The organism is Mesorhizobium album, assembly GCF_033977205.1.
Classification (GTDB): Bacteria; Pseudomonadota; Alphaproteobacteria; order Rhizobiales; family Rhizobiaceae; genus Mesorhizobium; species Mesorhizobium album.
The window spans coordinates 54266-75045 of the sequence record NZ_JAVIIW010000032.1 but is presented as its reverse complement, the minus strand read 5'-3'; the positions used below and the strand labels follow the sequence as shown (position 1 = coordinate 75045).

Below are 20780 nucleotides of genomic sequence, written 5' to 3'. Positions count from 1 at the left end.
TTCCTGGGCGCGGCCGTTCGAGCGCCAGATGGCGCGCGGAAACTTGCCAACGATGCGCTCGAGGTCGGCGAAGACACGGTAGCGCCGCTCCGCATGGAGCTGGTCGATCGCGTCTTCGAAGAACCGCTGGTAGTTCATGTCGAGCTCCTGTGCAGCAAACCTGTCGCGGGTTGCGACTGGTCTATGACTGAGCCGGCACCATAGGAGGCATGCGAGAGCCTCACTTTGAGCTATGTCAATTCGGAGCCGACTTTCGGCGGTCGCTACGATGCGCCTGAAGGATGCATCGCCGAATGGCCAGTATTCACAAAGAACGGAACGACCGCGATATTGGGAGAGCAAAATCCGGGACAGCCCGACGACCGAGCTACAAGCTTCTACCCAGCGCGCCGGATCGCCGCGCTGGGTAACATAAGCCGGCGGCTCACGCAGCCTTGACCGTGATCTTCTTCTCGGCCTTCTGGGCTTCGGCCGTCTTCGGCAGCTTCACCGTCAGAATGCCCTTGTTGAAAGTGGCGTCGATCTTGTCGGTGTCGACACCTTCAGGCAGCTGGAACGAGCGCTGGAAAGAGCCGTAGCGGCGCTCCGACAGGTAGTAGTCCTTCTCCTTTTCCTCCTTCTCTTCCTTCTTCTCGCCCTTGATCGTCAGCGTGTGGCTGGCAAGCTTGATCTCGACGTTCTTTTCGTCGATGCCCGGCAGTTCGGCCGTGATCTCGTACTCGTTCGCCTTTTCGACCAGGTCCATCGCCGGCGCCACCGACCAATCGCTGCGCAGCGCGGGGAAATCCCGGCCAAAAAGCGAGCGGGTGGCGGGCAGATGGAGATCGAAAGGATGGAAATCATCGAAAAGCCGGTCGATTTCGCGGCGCAGGCTCTCGAAGGGCCCCATCCAGTTGTCCGACCGGGCGGGGGCCTTCTTCTCGGTTTTCACCGGCAGTTTGGTAGCGGCTTCAGCCATGGTTCTCTCCATAAGACAGGTGGACCAGCAAGTGCCGCCGCCTCCGCACCCCAGGTTTCCCAGCAGGCGCTCGAGCCGGAGGTCAGCGGACTCGCTCGACAGGTGTCCTGACTGAACTGGCCCATTTGCTTCGCGATTTCCGCGTTTGGCACGGTTCGTCGCGCCCGCGTCGCCAGTTCACTCTGTCGAGATTCGCATCAAAGCACCGAGCCGATCAGCCATCCTTGATCCGGGTCAAACAGGAAGAACCGATTTGCGCGGATAGCGCTGAGAAAAAAGCACCATCGGCAGAAAAGTGATTCAAATCAAAGCACGGGACAGCTCTTCAAGCACACTGATCGAATGTGGAATCTCATCGCAAGCGCACCATCCGGTCGCAGTCTCGAATTAGCCGTCATCGACGATGAAGGAGTACATGCGCTTGTGTTCCCTTGTGAGAAGGGGGCTGTCGGCTGGAAGAATGTCGCGACCGGGGCACGCATCGACATCCATCCCACTCACTGGCGTGTCTGGAGCCCGACAGAATACCAACCGGCCTCGTCGCAGGATCCGGCCTAGCTCTTCGGGTCGGCTATCAACACCATGCGCACAAGATGCGATAGGCTGCCGGCGCCCATCTTGCTCATGACGTTCGCGCGATGGATTTCGACCGTGCGCGGGCTGATCCCGAGATCATAGGCGATCGTCTTGTTCGGCAGCCCGGCGACGAGCCCATCGAGCACCTGACGCTCTCGCTCCGACAGCGTGGCAAGATTCTTCCGGATCTCGGCCGATTGCGGATGGGTCGCAACGGCCTGACTGCGATTGTCCAAGGCTGAGCGAATTGCATCGATCAGCGCCTGATCGTCGAACGGCTTCTCGATGAAATCGGCAGCACCCTCCTTCATGGCTTGCACTGCGAGCGCGACATCGGCGTGACCCGTCATCACGATCACCGGCACGCTTAGACCGCGGGCTTTCAATTGCCGCAGGAACTCTATGCCGTCGATGCCGGGCATGCGCACGTCGCTGACGATGCAGCCATCGATCTCCTTCGGCTCCGTGGCAAGGAATGCGGTCGCCGATTCATAGAGGCGCACGGCAAAGTCGGCCGTTGCGAGAAGGAAGCCCAGAGACTTGCGAACGTCGACATCGTCGTCGACCACATGCACGACATCACTGGCCACTGGCGACCTCTTCCTTTTCTACAGCGCGCAGCGTGAACCGAAACGCGGTTCCACCGCCGGGTGGCGACTCTGCCCAGATATGCCCACCATGGGACTCGACGATAGTGCGACAAATGGACAGGCCGACACCCATCCCGTGCTTCTTGGTGGTCACGAAAGGCTGGAAGAGCTGCGCCGAAACCTCCCGCGCCAGCCCCGGGCCGGTGTCGATGACACCAACCTCCATCATACCGTCGTGCCGCGCCTTGGTTGCGACACGCAATTCCCGACGTGGCGCACCGTGCATGGCCTCCACGGCGTTTCTCATCAGGTTCAGCAATACCTGCTCAATCTGGATTCTGTCGGTCAATACAAGCTCGGCCGCCGGGTCGAGATCGTAACTGACACGCACGTCCGCTTCCCTGGCGCCGACCAAGGCGAGCGACGAGGCGTCGTCGATGAGCGTTGGCAGACGTTCGACCGTATGCTCGCTTTCACCCCTGGCGACAAAATCCCTGAGTCGACGGATGACGTCGCCGGCGCGCAAGGCCTGTTCTGCAGCCTTCTCGACGGCCTCCTGCAACATGACGGCATTATCGTCCGTGCTCTTCTCGAGGAGCCGGCGACTGCCTTTGAGATAGTTCGTGATAGCGGTCAGCGGCTGGTTTATCTCATGCGCCAATGTCGAGGCCATTTCGCCGAGCGCGGTGAACCGTGCCATATGAAGCAGCTCCTGCTGCTGCTCCTGCATCCTGGCTTCCGTTCTGTGGCGTTCCGTCAGGTCGCGGCAGAAGCCGGTGAAGAAGCGGCCCGTTCCCGGATGCATTTCGCCGACGGCGAGTTCCATCGGAAAGATCGATCCGTCCTTGCGCATCCCGGTTACCGCACGACCTATCCCGATAATGCGCCGCTCCCCGGTTGTCAGGTAACGCTGCAGGTAGGCATCATGCTCCTCTCTATAGGGCGAAGGCATCAGCAACGTGACATTCTGACCGATGACTTCGCTGGCCTTGTAGCCAAACAATGTCTCGGCAGCCGTGCTGAAGGATTGGATAAGGCCGCTTTCGTCGATGACAATCATCGCGTCGGGAACAGTCGCCAGGATCGAACGCAGATGATCCTCGCGCAGCTGCAGTGCGGCGTTGGCAAATGACAGGTCGCTCACGTCAGTGCCCTGAACGAAGATCGCGGTGATCCGGCCGTCCTTGGCCCTGATGGGCTGATAAACGAAGTCGAGGATACGCTCCTCTGCAAGACCGGTTTCATCGTTGTGAAGGACGATCTTGGCATTTCGACCGATATAAGGCTCGCCGGTGGTGCTGACCCGGTCGAGCAATTCGAAGAAGCCCTGGTCCGCGAGCTCGGGAAGGGCCTCGCGAACCGACTTGCCGATAACCGGCCGCTGACCGATCAGGCGTTGGTAAGCGGCATTGGTCAATTGAAAGACGTGGCCGGGCTCGCTGAGCAGGGTCATGAAACCCGGGGCCCGCTCGAACATCAGCGCAAGAAGCTCGTGTTCCGGTAAATCGTGCGGCGCCGGCAGACCGCCCACCACCGCAGGCGCCTTGGCGACGTCGTCGGGCGAAGCTTGCTCCTTCTTGCTCACAAGCAGACTCCGGATTGCGAAACAGCGGCGGCTGCTGATGTAGCACTCATCAGGCCGCCCGCCAAACAGCCGAGGATGATTTTGATCGGTATCAAGGCGCACGCACCCGGACAATGCAATGACGAAACCATTCCGCATTCCCTGCGAGGTGCGCCCGGCATGTCCTACAAAACGATCATCGTCAACCTGGCCGTCGATGCGAACCCCGCGCCGGTCGTAAAGTTGGCAACGGAGCTTGCGCAGCGCTTCGATGCTCATCTGGTCGGCCTGGCTGCGGCGGACGTTCCGCCCTTGGTGGCGACGGGAGAGGGCCTGGTCTACGAAGGCGAGGTCATGCAGGTCCAGCGCACGGAGATCGAGAAGCGTCTTGCCGAACTGCGCGACATTTTCGAGAAGCTTGTCCCAGGCTCGGTCAGCAGCGAATGGACGCAGTATATTTGCGGACCGACCCGCGCTCTCGGCCTTGTGGTCCGCTCGGCCGATCTTGTCGTGACCGCCGATGGCGGCGAGGACGTGTTTCGCGCCGTCGATATCGGAAGCCTTGTGCTCGGTGCCGGCCGCCCGGTGCTGGTCGCCGCTGGCAATGCCGAACACCTCCTGGGAAAGACCGTCTTTGTCGCTTGGAAGGACAGCAGGGAAGCGCGAAGGGCCTTGTCCGACTCCTTGCCTTTCCTGGCCAAGGCCAACGAGGTTGTCGTTGCCACGATAAAAGCCAATCCTGGAGGGGAGGTGCGAGACAGCCTCGCCGATGTGGCGGTGTTCCTGGAGCATCATGGCATCATGGCGCGAACCGAAGTGATCGCCGGCGACGCGGACGGTGACAGGCTGGTGGCGTTTGCACGTTCGATCCACGCCGATCTGATCGTTTCCGGTGCCTACGGTCACAGCAGGCTCAGGGAGTGGGCCTTCGGCGGCGTTACGCGCTCGCTGATCGGCGAGAGCGGCATCAATCGCCTCCTGTCGAACTGACGGACCGGCCATGGCGATCAACGGAACCGACGGGGCCGAACGGCCGACAGCCATGGCAAACGAGGAGCAATCGATCGGCGGCTCTCCCGGTTCTGTCGAGCACGCCTACTGGTCGCTCGCGACAGATCAGTTGGTCGCACAGCTGGAGACCTCCGCTTCCGGTCTTTCGAGCGGCGACGCGGCGATCCGGCTCGGCAAACTCGGTCGAAATGCGCTGGCGCCGCGGTCCGGCGGATCCGCGCTGGCTGTCTTCGCCCGCCAGTTTCGCAGCTCGCTTGTCCTGGTCCTCGTCTTTGCCGCCGCTGTCTCCACCTTTGTCGGCGAGGGTCATGAAGCGGCGATTATCGGCGCAATCGTGCTTGCCAGCTGTGTCCTCAGCTTCTCTCAGGAATATGGCGCTTCCCGCGCGATGGAGGCGCTGCAGCAGCGCATCTCCCGCAAGGCAACCGTGCTGAGGGACGGTCGCGAACACATGATCGATGTCGAGACCATCGTTCCTGGCGACATGATCAGCCTGTCGGCCGGCAATCTCATCCCGGTCGACGGCGTGATCCTGGAGTCGCGGGATCTCAATGTCAGCGAGTCCGTTCTGACGGGCGAGACCTTTCCCGTCTTGAAGTCCGCCGGCCGTTCCGCGCCCGAAGCCGGCATCGGGCAACGGACCAATGCGGTCTTTACCGGCACGTCGGTTCGTAGCGGAACGGCGAAGGTGCTTGCCGTGGCCACAGGAACTCGCACCGAGTTCGCATCGATCGCCGAAGCCCTGGAGCGACGGATTCCGGAGACCGAGTTCGCTCACGGCATCAGGATGTTCGGATATCTGATGACCGAGATCATGCTTGTGATCGTCATCCTGGTTTTCTTCGCCAACGTGATGCTCGACCGGCCTTTGATCGAGTCCCTGCTGTTTTCGCTTGCCCTGGCGGTTGGCCTGACGCCCGAGCTGCTTCCCGCAATCATCAGCGTCACCCTGGCCAGGGGCGCGCGGACGATGGCCGCCGGCGGTGTCATCGTGCGTCGCCTCGATGCGATCGAGAATCTCGGCAGCATGGACCTGCTCTGCACGGACAAGACAGGAACGCTGACCGAGGGCGTCATTCATCTCGATGCGTCTTTCGACGCCGAGGGCAAGGCTTCGAGGGATGCTCTGCTTTGGGCGCGGCTGAACGCGACGCTGCAGACCGGGCTGAAGAATCCCCTGGACGAAGCGATAGCGAATGCGCAGCCTGGACAGGACGATCTATCCGGCTTCACCAAGATCGACGAGATCCCATACGACTTCGTTCGCAAGCGGCTGTCGATCGCCGTGCGGGAAGGGACGGGCGCGCAAATCCTCATCACCAAGGGGGCAGTTCCGAACGTTCTCGATGCGTGTGCCTTCGTGCAGGGTCCGCACGGCCTGAAATCCCTGGGCTTGGCGGAACGCCAGGCGATCGATGAGAAATTCAAGCGCTGGAGCGCGCAAGGGTACCGCGTTCTAGGCCTGGCGGTCCGGCGCTTTCAGAGCAAGGCTGGCTTCAGCCGCGACGACGAAACCGCAATGGCATTCGCGGGGTTCCTGCTGTTTCTCGATCCGCCAAAGGAGGGTGCGCGAGAAACGCTTTCGGCGCTTGCCGATCGCGGCATCGGCGTCAAAGTCATTTCAGGCGACAATCGTTACGTCGCAGCCCACCTGGCGCAGACGGTCGGGCTGCGGGCGGACAGGATAATGACGGGCGAAGACCTGTCGAAGCTCACGAAGAACGGCCTTCTGGCCAGCGTTCGCAATACCGATCTCTTCGTCGAGATCGATCCGAACCAGAAGGAACGCATCGTCGAGGCGCTGCGACGGAGCGGCCACGTCGTCGGCTATCTCGGCGATGGCATCAACGACGCGCCGGCCTTGCATGAAGCCGACATAGGCATTTCGGTCGATACCGCTGTCGATGTGGCCAGGGAGGCCGCGGACATTATCCTGCTCAAGCGTGACCTGGGCGTGCTGGTGCGGGGCGTCGACGATGGCCGAAAGACGTTCGCCAACACGATGAAATACATCTCCATCACGACCAGCGCCAACTTCGGCAACATGATCAGCATGGCCGCCGCTTCGCTCTACCTGCCGTTTCTGCCGCTGCTGGCCAAGCAGATCCTGCTGAACAACTTCCTTTCCGACATCCCGGCCCTTTCGATCGCGAGTGACAACGTCGATCAGGATCAGGTGCAACGGCCTCGCCGCTGGGATATTCATTTCGTCAGGCGGTTCATGATCAGCTTCGGGCTTGTCAGCTCGCTATTCGACTTCGTGACCTTTGCCTTTCTGCTGTACGTGGTGCACGCGACGGCACCAACGTTTCAGACCGGCTGGTTTATCGAGTCTTTGCTCACGCAACTCCTGATTCTGCTCATCATACGCACTCGAAAAGCCTTCTGGGCTAGCCGTCCCAGCCGGTTGCTTGCATCGCTCGCGCTGACGGTCGGCGGTTTCGCGATCACGATCCCCTACACAGGCGTCGCGAACTGGTTCGCATTCGTGCCGTTGCCGTGGCCGGTGCTCTTGGGTTTGTTTGCAATAACGGGTTGCTACGTTCTCGTTTCCGAACTGACCAAGCATTGGCTTTTCGATCATGGGAGCCGCGCCAGGCACTGGCGGAAGGCAAAGAGCCCGCAGCACGGGCGCCGTGCAAAACGCGGGTCGGCCCGTGGCGCCGGTTGAATCTCCCAGTTTGCTGCGACGACGACCAGAGTGTCGACCGCAAGGTTTGGGTCGACCGCAGGAAGCCAGTTAAATTAGGCGATATCCCCTGCATCCGGCGACCGCTTTCTTCCGGTGACCATCGCCCTCACCAGATTCTCTCCATGCCGGATGCTGGCGAGAGCGACGCCGGCTATGTGAATGGCGATCAGGACAAGGATGGCGTTGCCTAAAAGCTCGTGAGCGATCTGCACCCAGGCCACACCCCAATAGGCGTCCGTGGTTTGCATCCAACCCGTCAGGGCGATGCCGCAGATACACACAAGCAGAGCCAGCACCATGGCGGCGCCGGCGGGGTTGTGGCCGACGTATCGCCGTTCCCGTTTGTGCGAGATGTCCCTGAGATAGTTGAGTGTCAGTCGAGGCGAGCGCACGAACTGAGCGAAACGCGTGTAGCCCGATCCAAACAGGCCCGCCGCAAACCGGGAAGCAACCAGGGCCATTGCGAGATAGCCGGCATATTTGTGGACCTTCATGACCTCGCCGGAAGCAAGCCACGCCACCGTCACGCTGAGCACGAGAGTCCAGTGGAAAAGGCGGACATAATGCGACCAGACTTTTATCGAGGTCTGCCGTGTGCGGACGGTGGCGTTCATGACTTAGCCCTCGTCGCCGTCGGTGTCGCCGCCGACGGGTGCAAGGCTCTTCGGATCGAACATGGTTTCGACACGCTTGCCCTTGGCGTCGATGGCGTAGGCCTCGTAGCAGCCGGACTCGGATTTGATGTTGCGGACCTTCCAGCCCTGGGATTCCAGTTTTGCCTGCAGGGCTTCGCGCGGCTGCCACTCGCTTGCCGGCACGTCGCACTTGTTGCCGGCGAACGCTGCCCCTGTTCCAGCGGTGCAAACGAACAAGGCGGCAATCAGAACTGACTTCATCATTTTTTCTCCATCGGCCTATTCCGATGGCTGGAAGGTTGACGAAGAACCTGACAGCAAGCTGAACGCGTCGTGCGTCCAAACGGGCAATTGCCCCGCGGCTTCGATGGTGGCAGCCTTGCGACAGAAGGATGTGCTGATCAGGGGGTCGGTTGAGGGTATTGTTCGTAGAAGACGACGCGGTCCTGGGCGAAGCCATCCGCGACCACGTCGCGGCCAACGGCCATGCCGTCGACTGGTCACGCACGATCGGCGACGCGGCCAGCCACCTCGATGTTGCGGCTTACGATCTTGTCCTTCTCGATCTGCAGCTGCCCGACGGCAAAGGCCTGGATTTCCTGAAACGGCTGCGGCAGGCTGGAAATATCACGCCGGTGATCATCCTTACCGCGCGCGATCGCGTCGCGGACCGGATCGAAGGGCTCAACAGCGGCGCCGACGACTATCTCGTGAAGCCGTTCGATCTTGGAGAGCTTTCGGCGCGGCTCTCGGCCGTCTCGCGCCGCTATGCCGGAAATCCCAACCCGATCGTTCACCTGACCGGCGGCGCCGAGGTGGACCTAGCAAAGAGGCTCGTCCTCGTCGGAGGCGTTCAGGCCACATTGACGGGCCGTGAATGGGCTGTCCTGGAACTTTTCCTCCACCGACCCGGCATGATCGTCAGCAAACGGCAGGTCGAAGACGCGCTCTATGCCTTCGGCGCGGAGATCGAGAGCAACACCGTGGAAGTCTACATCAGTCGCCTGCGACGCAAGATCGGTCGCGATGCCGTAGTGACCATGCGTGGCCTCGGATACCGGGTGGCAGTCCAATGACGCGTCGCGGCAGCCTGATCCGTAGGGTTGTCGTCTCGATGCTCTTTCTGACAAGCGCAGTTGGCCTGATCGCCGCGGCCGCCGGCTCTGTCACTCTGCATCGTGAAATCAACGAGGCGATGGATGGCGCCATGCAGGAGTCTGCTCGCCGGCTCCTTCCTATCGTCATCGACGACCTTTTCACCAAGGACTTGACGGCCGCCCCTCGCCGGTTGGCAGAAGGAGTCTCGGGGGAGGCCGATAACAGGCTGATCTTCCAGGTGCGCGACAAGGATGGTCGGCTGCTCCTCCATTCCCACGACGCGCCGGCTACGCCGCTTACGGATACCCTCGAACAGGGCTTCTCCGAAAACAAAGGCTGGCGCATCTACACCGAGCCTGCCATCAGCAAGACCATCTTCGTGCAGGTTGCGGAAGCTATCGCACAGCGCCATGAAGAGATGTACGAGGCCGGCATCGGTTTCCTTTTGCCGATCGTCGCTTTGACGCCTGTCAGTGCGCTCCTCGCCTGGGCCGTGCTCGCCCGTTTTTTGCGCCCTGTCGGACGCTTGCGCGCCGCGATCAGCGAGCGGCATGGCGACAATCTCGACCCGATACGGACCCATGACTTGCCTGTCGAACTCGCCTCGATTGCAAGGTCGGTCAACAAGCTGATGCGAAGGTTGGGTCTGGCGCTCGAAGCAGAGAAAGAGTTCACAGCCAATGCGGCTCACGAACTGAGAACGCCGATCGCCGGCGCTCTGGCACAGGCCGACCGTCTCCTGATCGAAGCCTCAGACGAAGCCACGCGCAGACGCGCTCGGCAGATCAAGGCTGCGCTGAGCGATCTGGCGAACCTTTCCGAAAAACTGATGCAACTGGCACGTGCCGACTCAGGTTTGGCGGAATCCGATACGCCTGCCGATCTGATGCGGATCGCGGCTCTTGTCGTGAGGGAGTTTCAGCATTTGGGGGAAGGTGGCGAGCGGGCTGTGCTTTCAGGTCCTGCTTCCGGTCCGATGGTCTCAATCGATCCGGATGCGTTGGCAATCGTCATACGCAACCTTGTCGAGAACGGCCTGCGGCATGGCGCGGCCGGAAGTCCGGTGACGATTGCCGTTTCTGACGACGCTGCGTTGCGCGTGGCCAACGAAGGGCCCATCGTGGCCCGGGAGGAACTCGGCAAGCTCGCAAGGCGCTTTCTGCGCGGCTCGACGCAAGCCGACGGATCTGGTCTTGGACTGGCGATAGTCGCCAAGATTGTCCAGCAGGCGGGTGGCACGCTGGTGCTGAATTCGCCGGCCTCCGGCAAGCCGGACGGCTTCGAAGCGATCGTGAGGTTTCGACCGGCTTCGCAGGCGACAGTTGCGGAGCCATTTTCAACGACAGGCACGGAACGTGTTGATCCAAAATCGACCCGGACGAGCCTAACCGGCTTCGATTGACCATTGAGGGTACCCGCAGGCTTGCTCAATTCAACCGATTTTCTTGCGGATAGAAAATTTGCCGGCTGGCCAACAGCAGATTGACAGCTTCCATATGCGAGATGCTTCTTATGACAGCCAAGCTGAAGCGCCTCATCGTGTTGGGCCTTACCGGGCTCATCTTCGCACAGCCGCTCGCCGTACGCGCAGACGAGGATGACGACGGCGATCACGACCGGGCGAGAGACCTCTACGAACACGGCGAAATCGAGGGCCTTGCCAAGATTCTGGATGTCGTGCGCGCCAAGGCGCCGGGCGATGTTGTTGCTGTCGACCTTGTTCGGCTAGGCAGCAAATGGATCTATCGTCTGCAGGTCATCGGCGCGGACGGCCGCCGCAAGGTCGTCGAGGTCGATGCGGGTGCCGGCGTGATTGTGAGGGGTGGAGGAGGCGACCATTGAGGGTACTCCTAGCCGAGGACGAGCCTCGCATCGCGGCGGACGTTGCGGCGGCGCTGAAGGCGTCCGGAATGGCTGTGGATGTGGTAAAGGACGGCGAAGACGCATGGTTTGCGGGCGACGTCGAGAACTATGACGCGGCCATATTGGATCTCGGGCTGCCCAAGCTCGATGGTCTCACCGTCCTCAAACGATGGCGAGCCAACGGCCGTCGGTTCCCCGTCCTCATTCTGACGGCGAGAGGCATGTGGACCGAACGCGTCGAAGGCATCAATGCGGGCGCTGACGACTATCTGCCCAAACCGTTCGAAATGGAGGAGTTGCTGGCGCGGTTGCGGGCGATCCTGCGACGTTCGACAGGGCAGGCCGCGCCGGTGCTCAGGTCCGGGCCGTTGCTCCTTGACACTCTTCAGATGCGCGTTTCAGTCCGAGGCGCCCCCGTCTCGCTGTCGCCTCTCGAGTATAGACTTCTGACATACCTGATGCATCATGGCGGCCGCGTTGTGGCGCCAACCGAACTAGCGGAGCATCTCTACGACTCCGGTAATGACCGTGATCCCAACACCATCGAGGTCATCGTCGCCCGTCTGCGCCGAAAGCTCGGCAGCGACATCATCGAGACCAGGCGCGGCTTCGGCTACGTAGTAGCCGACGATAACCACTGATGGGAAACTCGATCCGGTTCAGGCTCTGGTTGGCGGCTACAGTTTCGATTCTCGTCGCCCTTGCCATCGCCGGCGTCGGGTTGCGCTACCTGTTCGAACTCAATGTCGAACGACGTATTGTCGGCGAGCTTACCGTCGACCTCAACGAACTGATCGGCGTGACCGCATACGGTCCTGATGGCCGCCTTTCGGTGCGGGCACCGCTCACCGATCCGCGCTTTTCCATCCCCCTGTCCGGCCACTACTGGCAGGTGGAAGACGTGGCTTCTGGCAATCTCGTCCGCTCGCGTTCGTTATGGGACGCGACCCTTGCCCTTGACGCTCGCGAAACCGGTGGCGAACTCAAGGAAATAAAGGAATTCAAAGGGCCGGAAGGAGAGCTCGCAATCGCGGTCGCCCGTATGGTCATCGACGCCGGCGGCCGATCGTTTCGCGCCGTTGTTGCCGAGAGTCACCGCAGCGTGGAAGTGGCGGTGAGCGAATATGTTCGCGATCTGGCGCCAGCCCTGATTGTGCTCGCTCTCGCGCTGATGGCGACGTTCTTCATTCAGATCACCGTAGGCCTCGCCCCGCTGGAAAGCCTGCGGGTTGCGGTCCGAAACGTTGTTGCCCAGCGCTCGTCGCGGCTCGAGGTGGCCGCGCCTCGGGAAGTGCAGCCACTTGCCGATGAGATCAATCGCTTGCTCGAGGCTCAGGACAAGGCGCTTGTTCGTGCCCGTTCACGCGCAACAGATCTCGCGCATGGGCTCAAGACCCCTCTGCAGGTCTTGTCGGCGGACATTCGTGTGCTGAGGAAGAAGGGCGAGACGGAACTGGCCGACGAAATCGAAAAGAGCGCGAGCACGATCCGGCGCCACGTCGAGCGGGAACTGGCCCGAGCCCGTCTTGTGCCTGGCGTTTTCGGCAAGGCCCCTTGCCGCGTCGCGGAGACGGTGGCCGGCGTGGTCGGCGTGGTAAGACGCACGCCTGGGGACGCGCGGCTCTCCTTCGAGATCGATATCGCCGAAGACCTCGTCGCGCCGGTCGACGAAGGAGATCTATCGGAGATACTCGGCAATCTCGTTGAGAACGCAACGCGCTTTGCTCGGGCATCGGTACGCATCACCGCGTCCGCGACAGCCGGCGCTGTCGTTATTGCCGTTGCTGATGACGGGCCGGGCATACCGGACGCCGACCGGCAGTCCGTCCTGTCTCGTGGCGTCCAGTTGGACAGTAGGGGCGGTAGCAGCGGACTTGGCCTCGCCATCGTCTCGGATATCGTGGAAGCTTACGGCGGAAGCCTTGCCATGAGCAACGCCGATCCAGGTCTGATCGTGACCATCTCGTTCCCGCGACACGGTTGAGTGTCCTTCACGCAAAACCTGGGAAGTAGTCGACCTTGATCCTTGAATTGCGCACGCCCATAGCGCGAAGCTTACGGCGCAGCACTTTGACCATTGCCTGTGGGCCGGAGATGTAAAACGTTCGCTCGAGGTAGTCGGGGATAGCCAGGCGTATCAGGCGCTCATCGATATAGCCCGGATACTGGCCGCGCTCGGCGCCCCGCGCGACGGCATGGATCGTCCTGATGCCGAGCTTTCGCCGGGCGGCGCCAAGCACATCGCGATAGGCGATATCCTGCTGGCCTTCAGTTCCGTAGAGAACGACGATCGGTCGCCTTTCGTCGTGGTCGAGGAGATACTGCAACATCGAGCGGAAAGGAGTGATGCCGATGCCTCCGGCCAGGAAGGCGATCTTTGTCTCGCGCTTTGCTGGAAGCGTGAAGTTGCCCGCCAGTTGAGCGGCATGGATCCTGCGGCCAGGCTTCATCGATATCAGTTCGCGCTTGAAGGCGCTCGATCGCGGGTAGAATTTCACGCCCAGACGAACCGCTTGCTCGGTCGGCGCCGAGGCGATGGTGAAATAGCGGCGGTTGCCGCGATTGTCGGGTCGGTCCAGGCCGAGTGTCCATTCGAGATATTGGCCTGACTGGAAGGCGAGCCTTCGCGGCGAACTGAAGATGAAATCATAACTGTCGGCGGCGGAGCGCTCTATGCGTTCCAACGTCAGCACGAAACGGCCCCTTGGACCTACCGCATAGGCAAATAGATTGGCCACGAGCAGCGCCAGCTCCGGCGTGAGATAGAACGAGCCGATATGCACGTTGGGGGCGAACAGAAAGCCGACGATGGCGGCAAAGGCAATACGTGGCCAGCGCGCCGTGGGTGACGTCAACGGCTCGGTCAGCATCACGAAGGCGAAGAAAAACAGTGGCGACGAAGTCAGCGTCTCCTTGAGCGCATCACCGTAGCGCAACGGCTCGGTGGTCGCCAGGACGGTGAGCAGCGCCACGATCATGAATGTCGCGACGAGATCCAGGCGGCGCAGCTTTCGGACGACGAGAATGCCGCCGACCAGCACGAAGGGAAGCAGCCACGCATTGCCGCCAACCCACCAGGTGGCGGGCCTGTCCAGAAGCAGCGCCGAGAGCGCCACGCCCAGCGCCGCGGGATTGAAAAGGTGTTTCCGGCCGACGGCGAAGATGAATTTGGATGAGACCGCCCAGACGCAGGCGAATACGACCGCCCCAATGCCCTTCAGGTCCGTCACCGCGACCGGATCGAGGATGAGCGCCAGAATGAGCGCGGTGATGTAGACGGACTCCTGGTTTGCCGGAACCTCGAAGACCAGTTCGAATACCCTGTTGGTGACCCAGCAGGCGGCGAGCGTCAGCACAGGACTGAAGGCGAGGGCGAGCGGATCATGCGGCACCAGCTTGGCAAAGCTGAGGGCGATCGCCGCGGCGAGTAGGGCCATCAGGTAGTATAGCACCAGCCTGTACATGGTCAGGTGATCGAGAAACCGGTCGACGCCCTTGATCATGGTTCGCAAAGGTCTCCGAAACCAGCTGTCAGCGTTGCCCGACCCTCGATGTCGATCACATAGCCCTCGAGACCGGAAACCTGCTCGATGAAATAGATGCCATCCCGGCCCATCGCGAAGGCGGCGGTGGCGAAACGATCGGCCTCAAGCACGTCGGGTCCAACAACCGTCAAGCTGACGATGTCGGCGATCGGACGATCGAGCCCATGCGGATTATAGATATGCTGACCGCGCGCATATGTGCCGGAAGTCGCGACGCCACGACTGCGCGGGTAGATGATTTTGACGATCTCATCCATGTTGAAGGGATTGCGGATGCCGACGCTCCATTCCAGGCCGGAGGCGCTCTTGCCGCTCGACTGGATGTCGCCTCCCGCTTCGATGAAGAAATCATTGACGCCGGCTTCCCGAACCATGCCGGCCGCATTGCGGATCGCCCAGCCCTTGACGATCCCCGAAGGATCGAGCGAGCCGTCCGGCTTGCGCATGTCGAAATAGCCGCCGGTCTCGTTCTTGGTCCGCTCGGCGAGCGCCAGCACCTCCATCATCTCGCGGCTCCAATCCTTGACTGGAACGTCGCCCCGGTTGATGGCGGAAATTTCGCTGTCGGTCTTGTACGTGCTGAAGCGCCGGTCGATTTCTTCGAAATAATCGAAGACGGTGTCGATCAGCGTGCTGGGCGCGTCAGCTATATCGACCGTGACGGGCATTCCCATCAGAATGCGGGTTTCGCGCATGGAATTAGGAAGAGGCCTGCCTCAGCGCGCCGTCGAGCGATTGGATGAAGGCTCTGCTAGTCAGCGTTGCGCCCGAGATGATGTCTACATTGGCGCTTTGGGCGCTGATCGCCTCATCGCGTAACATGGGCAGCGCCTGCCTGTTGATGCGGACGGAGGTGCGCCGGTCCGACGGATATTTCAGTACTTTCAGTGCGGTCAGGCGGCCGCCCTGGATGGAGGCCTGGATCTGCATGGGGCCGTAATAGGCATCCGTAACGGGGCCGGCATATGTCCCGTCCGCGAAGTGGTGCGTAACCGGATTTGTCGCGGATGCCTTCATTCCTGCGCGGATGACGCGAGCCGACGCTTGGCGATAGTCCGGCCGCGGCTGCGGGATAGGGATGTAGACGGCGGGTGTTACGGCAAATTCCGGTGTCGCCAGCGTTTCGACAGGGGCGCTCGGTTGAGGCTTGATGGCGTTCGGCACTGATGCCGGAGCTTCAGGCTGCGAGGAGGGCACCTGCGAGACCTTAGGCAGCCGGTCCGCGGATTGCGCCGGCTTCGGAGCGGGCGACGGGATCGCCGCCGTCATTTCCTTGGCAGTCGCCGACGGGGGCAGCCCGACGCGGGTCTCCAGCCGCGTGCTCTGCGGGGAAGGCTCGGGCAAGGATAGAGCCGGGACTGCAGGCACATTGGGAACGGCTGGCTGTCCGGCGTCTTGTTCCGCGGCGTCGGCGGGCAGCGCCGATCCGATCAGGTCGTCCACCCGGACTTTATCGGATTGTTCCCAGACATAGCCGCCTGAGGCGGCGATCACGAAAAGCGACAGGGCAATCTGTTTCATTCGTCCTTCAATCCAGCTTGGCTGTTGCATTCGCGAATCCATTCCGGTCCGCTTGGGATGCACTATCCCACGACGAAGCTGACAATTGGCTGTCAGCTCGCATCGCCGCTCAAGACTGGCTTATGTGGCGGACTGGTGTTGCGAGCGCATCGACTGTTTTGCGTCGGTGCAGCAGAGATGATGGAGCAACCCATTCGAGGGGCTCCTCGCCCGGCTCACTTCTTCGGCCCGTCGTCGGGCTCGATCAGTATCCGCTCCGCGGCTCCATCGAGGTCCTCATACTGGCCGCTGCGCAGGGCCCACAAGAAGCCCGACAGGCCGAGCGCTCCCAAAAACAGGGCTACCGGAATGAGATAGATGAGCGTGGTCATGGATGGACCACTTCCACGGTATCGGCGCGGCGCCGGGTCTGAACCACTTCCGGTAGTGTTTTCACCGCAGCCTGAAGCCGCATCGCGTTGGCGATCACGATCAACGAGGAAGCCGACATGGCGATCGCCGCGATGAGCGGCGTCACATGTCCGAGAATGGCGATCGGCACGGCAAAGGCATTGTAGACGATCGCGATGGCGATGTTCTGGCGGATGAGCCGGCCGGCCTTTCGCGAAACCTCGATGGCAAGAGGCACCGCAAGAAGGCTTTCACGCAGGAAGACGAAGTCGGCGGCCTTGCGGCCGATGTCGGCCGCGGTCGCCGGGGCGATCGAGACATGTGCCGCCCGCAGTGCCGGTGTGTCGTTGAGGCCGTCGCCCACCATCAGCACCTTGTGATCCGCACGGGTCAGCGCTTCGATCCACTCGACCTTGCCCGAGGGCAGCAGCGCCGGCACGAAATTCTCGATTCCCAATGTGTCGGCGACCTCGCTGCAGGCCTTCTCGGTATCGCCGGACAACATATCGACCGACACGCCGGCAGTCTTCAACTGCTGGATTGCCGCCATGGCATCCGATCGAGGTGCATCCTCGAAGGCAAAACAAGCGACGATGCTCCCATTCCTCGAAAGCACCGTGCCGCCATAGCCGCCATATTTGCCTTCGCCGCCGGTGCGACCCTTCCACCCGGCCCATCCGCGCCGTCCAAGGCGCCAAATGTCGCCCCCGGCGACCGCTTCTATGCCGAAGCCCGGCTCTTCCCGCACGGAGAGAGGCTTGGGCTGACCGGAAGAACCTCCATAGGCCGCAATGGCTTTCGAGAACGGGTGGCGGGAATGAGCCGCCATGTCGGCGGCAATTGCGAGCATGCCCGGATCGATCGCGGATGCGTTTACAAGCTTTGGCCGCCCCAAAGTCAGTGTCCCGGTCTTGTCGAACACGGCCGTGTCGATTGCAGCGAGACGCTCCATGGCCGAGCCGTCCTTGACCATGACGCCGGCCTCGAACAGGCGCCGGGCCGCCACGACCTGGACGATCGGCACCGCAAGGCCGAGCGCGCAGGGGCAGGTGATGATGAGCACGGCGATGGCGATGGTGACAGCTCGGTGCCAATCGCCGGACACGGCCATCCAGCCCAGGAATGTCGCAAAGGCCGCCAGATGCACCACCGGCGCATAGAGCGACGACACCCGGTCGGCGATGCGCCGGTAGCGCGAGCGGCCGCCCTCGGCGGCTTCCATCAGCCGAACCATCTCCGCCAGGAAAGAGTCTTTTGCAGCAGCCGTCGCCTGCATCGTCAGCGGACCGGTGAGATTGAGTGTGCCTGCCTGGACGCGCGCTCCGGCGCCTACGGCCTTGGGCGCGCTCTCGCCGGAGACGATCGAGCAATCGAGGTCGGAATTCCCGCTGATTATGTCGCCGTCGACCGGTATCCTCTCTCCGGCCGCAATAAGCAGGCGCATTCCCGGCATGAGTTCGGCGACGGGCACGTATTCGCGCGTGCCGTCGTCCCGCAGCACCACCGAGCCGCGTGCCGCGAGCCTCGAAAGGCCGTTGACAGCCGTTCGCGCGCGCTCGCGCATCACATGGTCCAGCGTGCGGCCGATCAGCAGGAAGAAAAGCAGCGATACCGAGGCGTCGAAATAGGCGTGCTCGCCGTGATTGATGGTCTCATAGAGGCTCATCGCGTAGGCGAGCGACACCCCCACCGCGATCGGCACGTCCATGTTCATCCGGCCGTGGCGGAGCGCGTTTGCCGCGGAGCGGAAGTAGATCCCGCCGGCGAAGGCGAGCGCCGGGATCGCGATCAGCGCGGAAATCCAGTGAAACAGATCCCGCGTCGCGCCTTCGGCGCCGGACCAGACCGACACCGAAAGCAGCATGATGTTGCCGGCCGCGAAGCCTGCGACAGCGACGGCCCGGATCAATTCCGAAAGCGTCTTGTCCTTCTCTTGGATTTCGGAGTCGAACAGATGTGCCTCATAGCCCAACCGGTCAAGCGTCGCGAACAACGCAGGGACTTCGTCGCCATGCCAGCGGACCGACACGCGTTTCGTCGAGAGATTGACGCGCGCGGATTCCACGTTTTGGAGCTTGGCGAGCGCGGCCTCGATGGCCTGAATGCAGCCACCGCAATGGACCGCCGGCACCGACAAATCCGTCTGGTGACTGTCACCGCCCAACGCACGGCTGGCCAGCTTGATTTCGTCGCTGGAGGGCACAGCCGATGCCGCGTTGGCGACCTCCAATGCCATTTCGGCCCCCGGCGCGCAGCAGCTCATTGCAGGGCTCCGTTCGAGATGATGACGCGGCGGACATCGCGAAACGGTGACGTCAGCCCCGCGTCTGCATCGATCTCGACGATCCAGACGCCGTCCTTCGGCGTGTGCCGGGCGATAAATTCGCCGGTATTGGCAGGAGAGCCGCTGGAAGACGCGGCGAGCGTCACAGCCTTGTCCTCGGCTTCATAGGCAGGGTGCCGAAACAGCACCCTGACGCCGTGCAGCGGCACCGGTTTTCCCTCCGCATCGGCAACGCTGTAGCGGACCTCGCCGGAGGCAATGGTCAGCTTGCCCTTCCAGCCGAGCGCGGCCTGCGCTCTTCCCTTCCTTGCTTCCTCATTGAACTGCTGGCTGGCAACGTAGGTGTTCTCGACGACAAGGCCGGTCCAGCTCTTCCGGGCAAGCGTGGCCATCGTGACGTTGACCCCGATCACCACCGCGAAAAAGCTGACGATGACGATCAGCATATGTCTGCCGGTGAACTCGCGCGGCTTATGCGTATCGGTGCTCATCTGCCGTTCTCCGGCGCGTTGAAACTGGCGGTGTATTCGGCGGATTCGGAACTCGCCTTGTCCTCGATGCGAAATTCGAAGCTTTGCACCGGCTTCTTGATGTGGCCTGCCGGTTGCCGCACGAAGACCTTCAGCGTCTTCAGGCGGTCGGGTTCGACTGGAATGGAGAAAGAGCGGCTCGGGGGCTGGTCGACGCCGACGATGCTCATCTCGCCGCCGTCGAGGCCCTCCAGCGTGACCTCGATCGTCCTCGGCTCGGGTATCATGTTGAGCAGCTTGACGGTGTAGCCGTTGCGGATCGCCCCGTCTGAAAGCGTCACGAACTGCGGATTTCGGTCGTGCAGGACGTTCAGCTCCAGCCGCTCGCGCGTCAGCAGCGAATAGACGAGCACCAGCCCGATCGCCGACCATACGCCGAGATAGATGAAGGTGCGCAGCCGGAAGATCTTGCCCAGATGGAAATGTGCCAAGCCGTCGACGAAGCTGCCGCTCGCCGTTCTCACGAGCGCTGGATTGACCGGGCCGGTGCCGCCGGCGGTCGCCAGCGCCATGTTGGCGTTGTAGTCCGCCAGCGTCGCGTAGGAGATCAGCCCACGTTCGCGGCCGAGCTTGTCCATGATGCTGTCACAGGCGTCGATGCACAGTGCGCAGGTGATGCACTCCAGCTGCTGTCCATCGCGGATGTCGATCCCCATCGGGCAGACGGCGACGCAGGCGTTGCAGTCGACGCAATCACCGACAGCCCGTCCGGCGGCCGAGGCTTTCTTGGCATGCCGCGAACGCGGCTCGCCGCGCCAGTCGTTGTACGTCACCGTCAACGAATTTTCGTCGAGCATGGCGGCCTGGATGCGCGGCCACGGGCACATGTAGGTGCAGACCTGCTCGCGCATCAATCCGCCGAACAAATAAGTGGTGCCGGTGAGCACGGCGATCGTGGCATAGGCGACGGGCGCGGCCGTACCGCTGACCACGTCGCCAAGCAGCTTCGGCGCGTCGGCGAAGTAAAAGATCCAGGCGCCGCCCGTGGCGACCGCGATGACGAGCCATATGGCATGCTTGGATACGCGCAGGAACAGCTTGCGGGTTGTCCAGGGAGCGGCGTCCAGCTTCATGCGGGCATTGCGGTCGCCTTCGATCGCGCGCTCCACGACAAGGAACAGGTCGACCCAAACCGTCTGTGGGCAGGTATAGCCGCACCAGGCTCGCCCGACCGTCGATGTGATCAGGAACAGCCCGACGCCGGCCATCATGAGAAGGCCGGCGACATAGTAGAATTCCTGCGGCCAGATCTCGATGAAGAAGAAGTAGAAACGGCGATTTGCCAGATCGATGAGAACGGCTTGATCGGGTGCAAAGGGCCCGCGGTCCCAGCGCAGCCAGGGCGTCAGATAGTAGATGCCGAGCGTGATCGCCATCACCAGCCATTTGAACTGGCGGAAACGGCCGGATGCCCGCTTCGGGAAGATCTTCCTGCGCGCCGCGTAGAGCGGCTGTCGCGTCTTGGCGGAGTTGACCGCTTCGGCCTCGAGCCGTTCTACCTGCGTCTGATCCAGCACAATGAT

Annotated in this window: 19 protein-coding genes and 1 pseudogene; 7 read left to right on the top strand and 13 right to left on the bottom strand. The window is 62.1% G+C overall.

Annotation, left to right across the window (positions count from 1 at the left end; all coding sequences use genetic code 11):
• The 4 genes and pseudogenes from RFN28_RS24065 to RFN28_RS24050 form a co-directional block, all read right to left on the bottom strand.
• Positions 1 to 138: pseudogene (locus RFN28_RS24065) on the bottom strand (5-aminolevulinate synthase); the annotation flags it as partial.
• 286 nt (positions 139 to 424) lie between these two features.
• Complete coding sequence (locus RFN28_RS24060) at positions 425 to 958, bottom strand: Hsp20/alpha crystallin family protein (RefSeq protein WP_320289708.1); 534 nt, start codon at positions 956 to 958, stop codon at positions 425 to 427.
• Positions 959 to 1512: 554 nt separating this feature from the next.
• On the bottom strand, positions 1513 to 2124 hold the full coding sequence (gene fixJ / locus RFN28_RS24055; protein ID WP_320289707.1) for a response regulator FixJ: 612 nt from the start codon (positions 2122 to 2124) through the stop codon (positions 1513 to 1515).
• A complete protein-coding gene (locus tag RFN28_RS24050; RefSeq protein ID WP_430678750.1) occupies positions 2114 to 3601 on the bottom strand; it encodes a PAS domain S-box protein in 1488 nt (495 codons plus the stop codon). Before RFN28_RS24050 ends, fixJ begins: the two co-directional genes overlap by 11 nt.
• A gap of 267 nt (positions 3602 to 3868) precedes the next feature.
• Between RFN28_RS24050 and RFN28_RS24045 the strand changes: the two genes are divergently transcribed.
• Both RFN28_RS24045 and mgtA read left to right on the top strand, forming a co-directional pair.
• Positions 3869 to 4678, top strand: coding sequence for a universal stress protein (locus RFN28_RS24045; RefSeq protein WP_320289705.1), 810 nt, complete (start codon positions 3869 to 3871; stop codon positions 4676 to 4678).
• Positions 4679 to 4730: 52 nt separating this feature from the next.
• Complete coding sequence (gene mgtA / locus RFN28_RS24040) at positions 4731 to 7370, top strand: magnesium-translocating P-type ATPase (RefSeq protein ID WP_320289712.1); 2640 nt, start codon at positions 4731 to 4733, stop codon at positions 7368 to 7370.
• 74 nt (positions 7371 to 7444) lie between these two features.
• Here the strand turns inward: mgtA and RFN28_RS24035 are convergent, their stop codons facing one another.
• Both RFN28_RS24035 and RFN28_RS24030 read right to left on the bottom strand, forming a co-directional pair.
• Complete coding sequence (locus tag RFN28_RS24035; RefSeq protein ID WP_320289704.1) at positions 7445 to 8005, bottom strand: cytochrome b/b6 domain-containing protein; 561 nt, start codon at positions 8003 to 8005, stop codon at positions 7445 to 7447.
• 3 nt (positions 8006 to 8008) lie between these two features.
• Positions 8009 to 8290, bottom strand: coding sequence for a PepSY domain-containing protein (locus RFN28_RS24030; RefSeq protein ID WP_320289703.1), 282 nt, complete (start codon positions 8288 to 8290; stop codon positions 8009 to 8011).
• A 149-nt stretch (positions 8291 to 8439) separates the two neighbouring features.
• Between RFN28_RS24030 and RFN28_RS24025 the strand changes: the two genes are divergently transcribed.
• The 5 genes from RFN28_RS24025 (at position 8440) to RFN28_RS24005 (ending at position 12971) form a co-directional block, all read left to right on the top strand.
• A complete protein-coding gene (locus RFN28_RS24025; RefSeq protein WP_320289702.1) occupies positions 8440 to 9102 on the top strand; it encodes a response regulator transcription factor in 663 nt (220 codons plus the stop codon).
• A complete protein-coding gene (locus RFN28_RS24020; RefSeq protein WP_320289701.1) occupies positions 9099 to 10526 on the top strand; it encodes a sensor histidine kinase in 1428 nt (475 codons plus the stop codon). The genes RFN28_RS24025 and RFN28_RS24020 overlap by 4 nt, the downstream gene beginning before the upstream one ends.
• A 110-nt stretch (positions 10527 to 10636) precedes the next feature.
• Positions 10637 to 10966 carry a PepSY domain-containing protein gene (locus RFN28_RS24015; protein WP_320289700.1) on the top strand — a complete coding sequence of 110 codons (330 nt, stop codon included), beginning with the start codon at positions 10637 to 10639 and terminating at the stop codon, positions 10964 to 10966.
• The gene (locus tag RFN28_RS24010; RefSeq protein WP_320289699.1) at positions 10963 to 11628 is read left to right on the top strand and encodes a response regulator transcription factor; all 666 of its coding nucleotides are present in this window, start codon (positions 10963 to 10965) and stop codon (positions 11626 to 11628) included. The genes RFN28_RS24015 and RFN28_RS24010 overlap by 4 nt, the downstream gene beginning before the upstream one ends.
• The gene (locus tag RFN28_RS24005; RefSeq protein ID WP_320289698.1) at positions 11628 to 12971 is read left to right on the top strand and encodes a sensor histidine kinase; all 1344 of its coding nucleotides are present in this window, start codon (positions 11628 to 11630) and stop codon (positions 12969 to 12971) included. Before RFN28_RS24010 ends, RFN28_RS24005 begins: the two co-directional genes overlap by 1 nt.
• Positions 12972 to 12978: 7 nt before the next feature.
• On the opposite strand, the gene RFN28_RS24000 is transcribed toward RFN28_RS24005, so the two are convergent.
• The 7 genes from RFN28_RS24000 to ccoG form a co-directional block, all read right to left on the bottom strand.
• Positions 12979 to 14490 carry an RnfABCDGE type electron transport complex subunit D gene (locus RFN28_RS24000; protein ID WP_320289697.1) on the bottom strand — a complete coding sequence of 504 codons (1512 nt, stop codon included), beginning with the start codon at positions 14488 to 14490 and terminating at the stop codon, positions 12979 to 12981.
• Entirely contained in the window at positions 14487 to 15206 is a 720-nt protein-coding gene (locus RFN28_RS23995; protein WP_320289696.1) for an FAD:protein FMN transferase, read from the bottom strand. Before RFN28_RS23995 ends, RFN28_RS24000 begins: the two co-directional genes overlap by 4 nt.
• 25 nt (positions 15207 to 15231) lie before the next feature.
• Positions 15232 to 16053, bottom strand: coding sequence for an FMN-binding protein (locus tag RFN28_RS23990; protein ID WP_320289695.1), 822 nt, complete (start codon positions 16051 to 16053; stop codon positions 15232 to 15234).
• Between the two features lie 215 nt (positions 16054 to 16268).
• Complete coding sequence (gene ccoS / locus RFN28_RS23985) at positions 16269 to 16424, bottom strand: cbb3-type cytochrome oxidase assembly protein CcoS (RefSeq protein WP_320289694.1); 156 nt, start codon at positions 16422 to 16424, stop codon at positions 16269 to 16271.
• Positions 16421 to 18706: a cation-translocating P-type ATPase gene (locus RFN28_RS23980; RefSeq protein WP_320289693.1), complete on the bottom strand. Its 2286-nt coding sequence runs from the start codon at positions 18704 to 18706 to the stop codon at positions 16421 to 16423. The genes ccoS and RFN28_RS23980 overlap by 4 nt, the downstream gene beginning before the upstream one ends.
• Positions 18703 to 19218, bottom strand: coding sequence for a FixH family protein (locus tag RFN28_RS23975; RefSeq protein WP_320289692.1), 516 nt, complete (start codon positions 19216 to 19218; stop codon positions 18703 to 18705). Before RFN28_RS23975 ends, RFN28_RS23980 begins: the two co-directional genes overlap by 4 nt.
• On the bottom strand, positions 19215 to 20774 hold the full coding sequence (gene ccoG / locus RFN28_RS23970; protein WP_320289691.1) for a cytochrome c oxidase accessory protein CcoG: 1560 nt from the start codon (positions 20772 to 20774) through the stop codon (positions 19215 to 19217). Before ccoG ends, RFN28_RS23975 begins: the two co-directional genes overlap by 4 nt.
• Between the last annotated feature and the right edge of the window lie 6 nt (positions 20775 to 20780).

What these genes read in the sequence shown, in the direction of transcription:
- RFN28_RS24050 (WP_430678750.1), bottom strand. Translation starts at nt 3,601, where the DNA reads ATGTTCGAGCGGGCCCCGGGTTTCATGACCCTGCTCAGCGAGCCCGGC.
- RFN28_RS23995 (WP_320289696.1), bottom strand. Translation starts at nt 15,206, where the DNA reads ATGGGAATGCCCGTCACGGTCGATATAGCTGACGCGCCCAGCACGCTG.
- mgtA (WP_320289712.1), top strand. Translation starts at nt 4,731, where the DNA reads ATGGCAAACGAGGAGCAATCGATCGGCGGCTCTCCCGGTTCTGTCGAG.
- RFN28_RS23980 (WP_320289693.1), bottom strand. Translation starts at nt 18,706, where the DNA reads ATGAGCTGCTGCGCGCCGGGGGCCGAAATGGCATTGGAGGTCGCCAAC.
- RFN28_RS23975 (WP_320289692.1), bottom strand. Translation starts at nt 19,218, where the DNA reads ATGAGCACCGATACGCATAAGCCGCGCGAGTTCACCGGCAGACATATG.
- RFN28_RS23990 (WP_320289695.1), bottom strand. Translation starts at nt 16,053, where the DNA reads ATGAAACAGATTGCCCTGTCGCTTTTCGTGATCGCCGCCTCAGGCGGC.
- RFN28_RS24030 (WP_320289703.1), bottom strand. Translation starts at nt 8,290, where the DNA reads ATGATGAAGTCAGTTCTGATTGCCGCCTTGTTCGTTTGCACCGCTGGA.
- RFN28_RS24060 (WP_320289708.1), bottom strand. Translation starts at nt 958, where the DNA reads ATGGCTGAAGCCGCTACCAAACTGCCGGTGAAAACCGAGAAGAAGGCC.
- RFN28_RS24000 (WP_320289697.1), bottom strand. Translation starts at nt 14,490, where the DNA reads ATGATCAAGGGCGTCGACCGGTTTCTCGATCACCTGACCATGTACAGG.
- RFN28_RS24020 (WP_320289701.1), top strand. Translation starts at nt 9,099, where the DNA reads ATGACGCGTCGCGGCAGCCTGATCCGTAGGGTTGTCGTCTCGATGCTC.
- RFN28_RS24005 (WP_320289698.1), top strand. Translation starts at nt 11,628, where the DNA reads ATGGGAAACTCGATCCGGTTCAGGCTCTGGTTGGCGGCTACAGTTTCG.
- RFN28_RS24015 (WP_320289700.1), top strand. Translation starts at nt 10,637, where the DNA reads ATGACAGCCAAGCTGAAGCGCCTCATCGTGTTGGGCCTTACCGGGCTC.
- ccoS (WP_320289694.1), bottom strand. Translation starts at nt 16,424, where the DNA reads ATGACCACGCTCATCTATCTCATTCCGGTAGCCCTGTTTTTGGGAGCG.
- RFN28_RS24045 (WP_320289705.1), top strand. Translation starts at nt 3,869, where the DNA reads ATGTCCTACAAAACGATCATCGTCAACCTGGCCGTCGATGCGAACCCC.
- RFN28_RS24035 (WP_320289704.1), bottom strand. Translation starts at nt 8,005, where the DNA reads ATGAACGCCACCGTCCGCACACGGCAGACCTCGATAAAAGTCTGGTCG.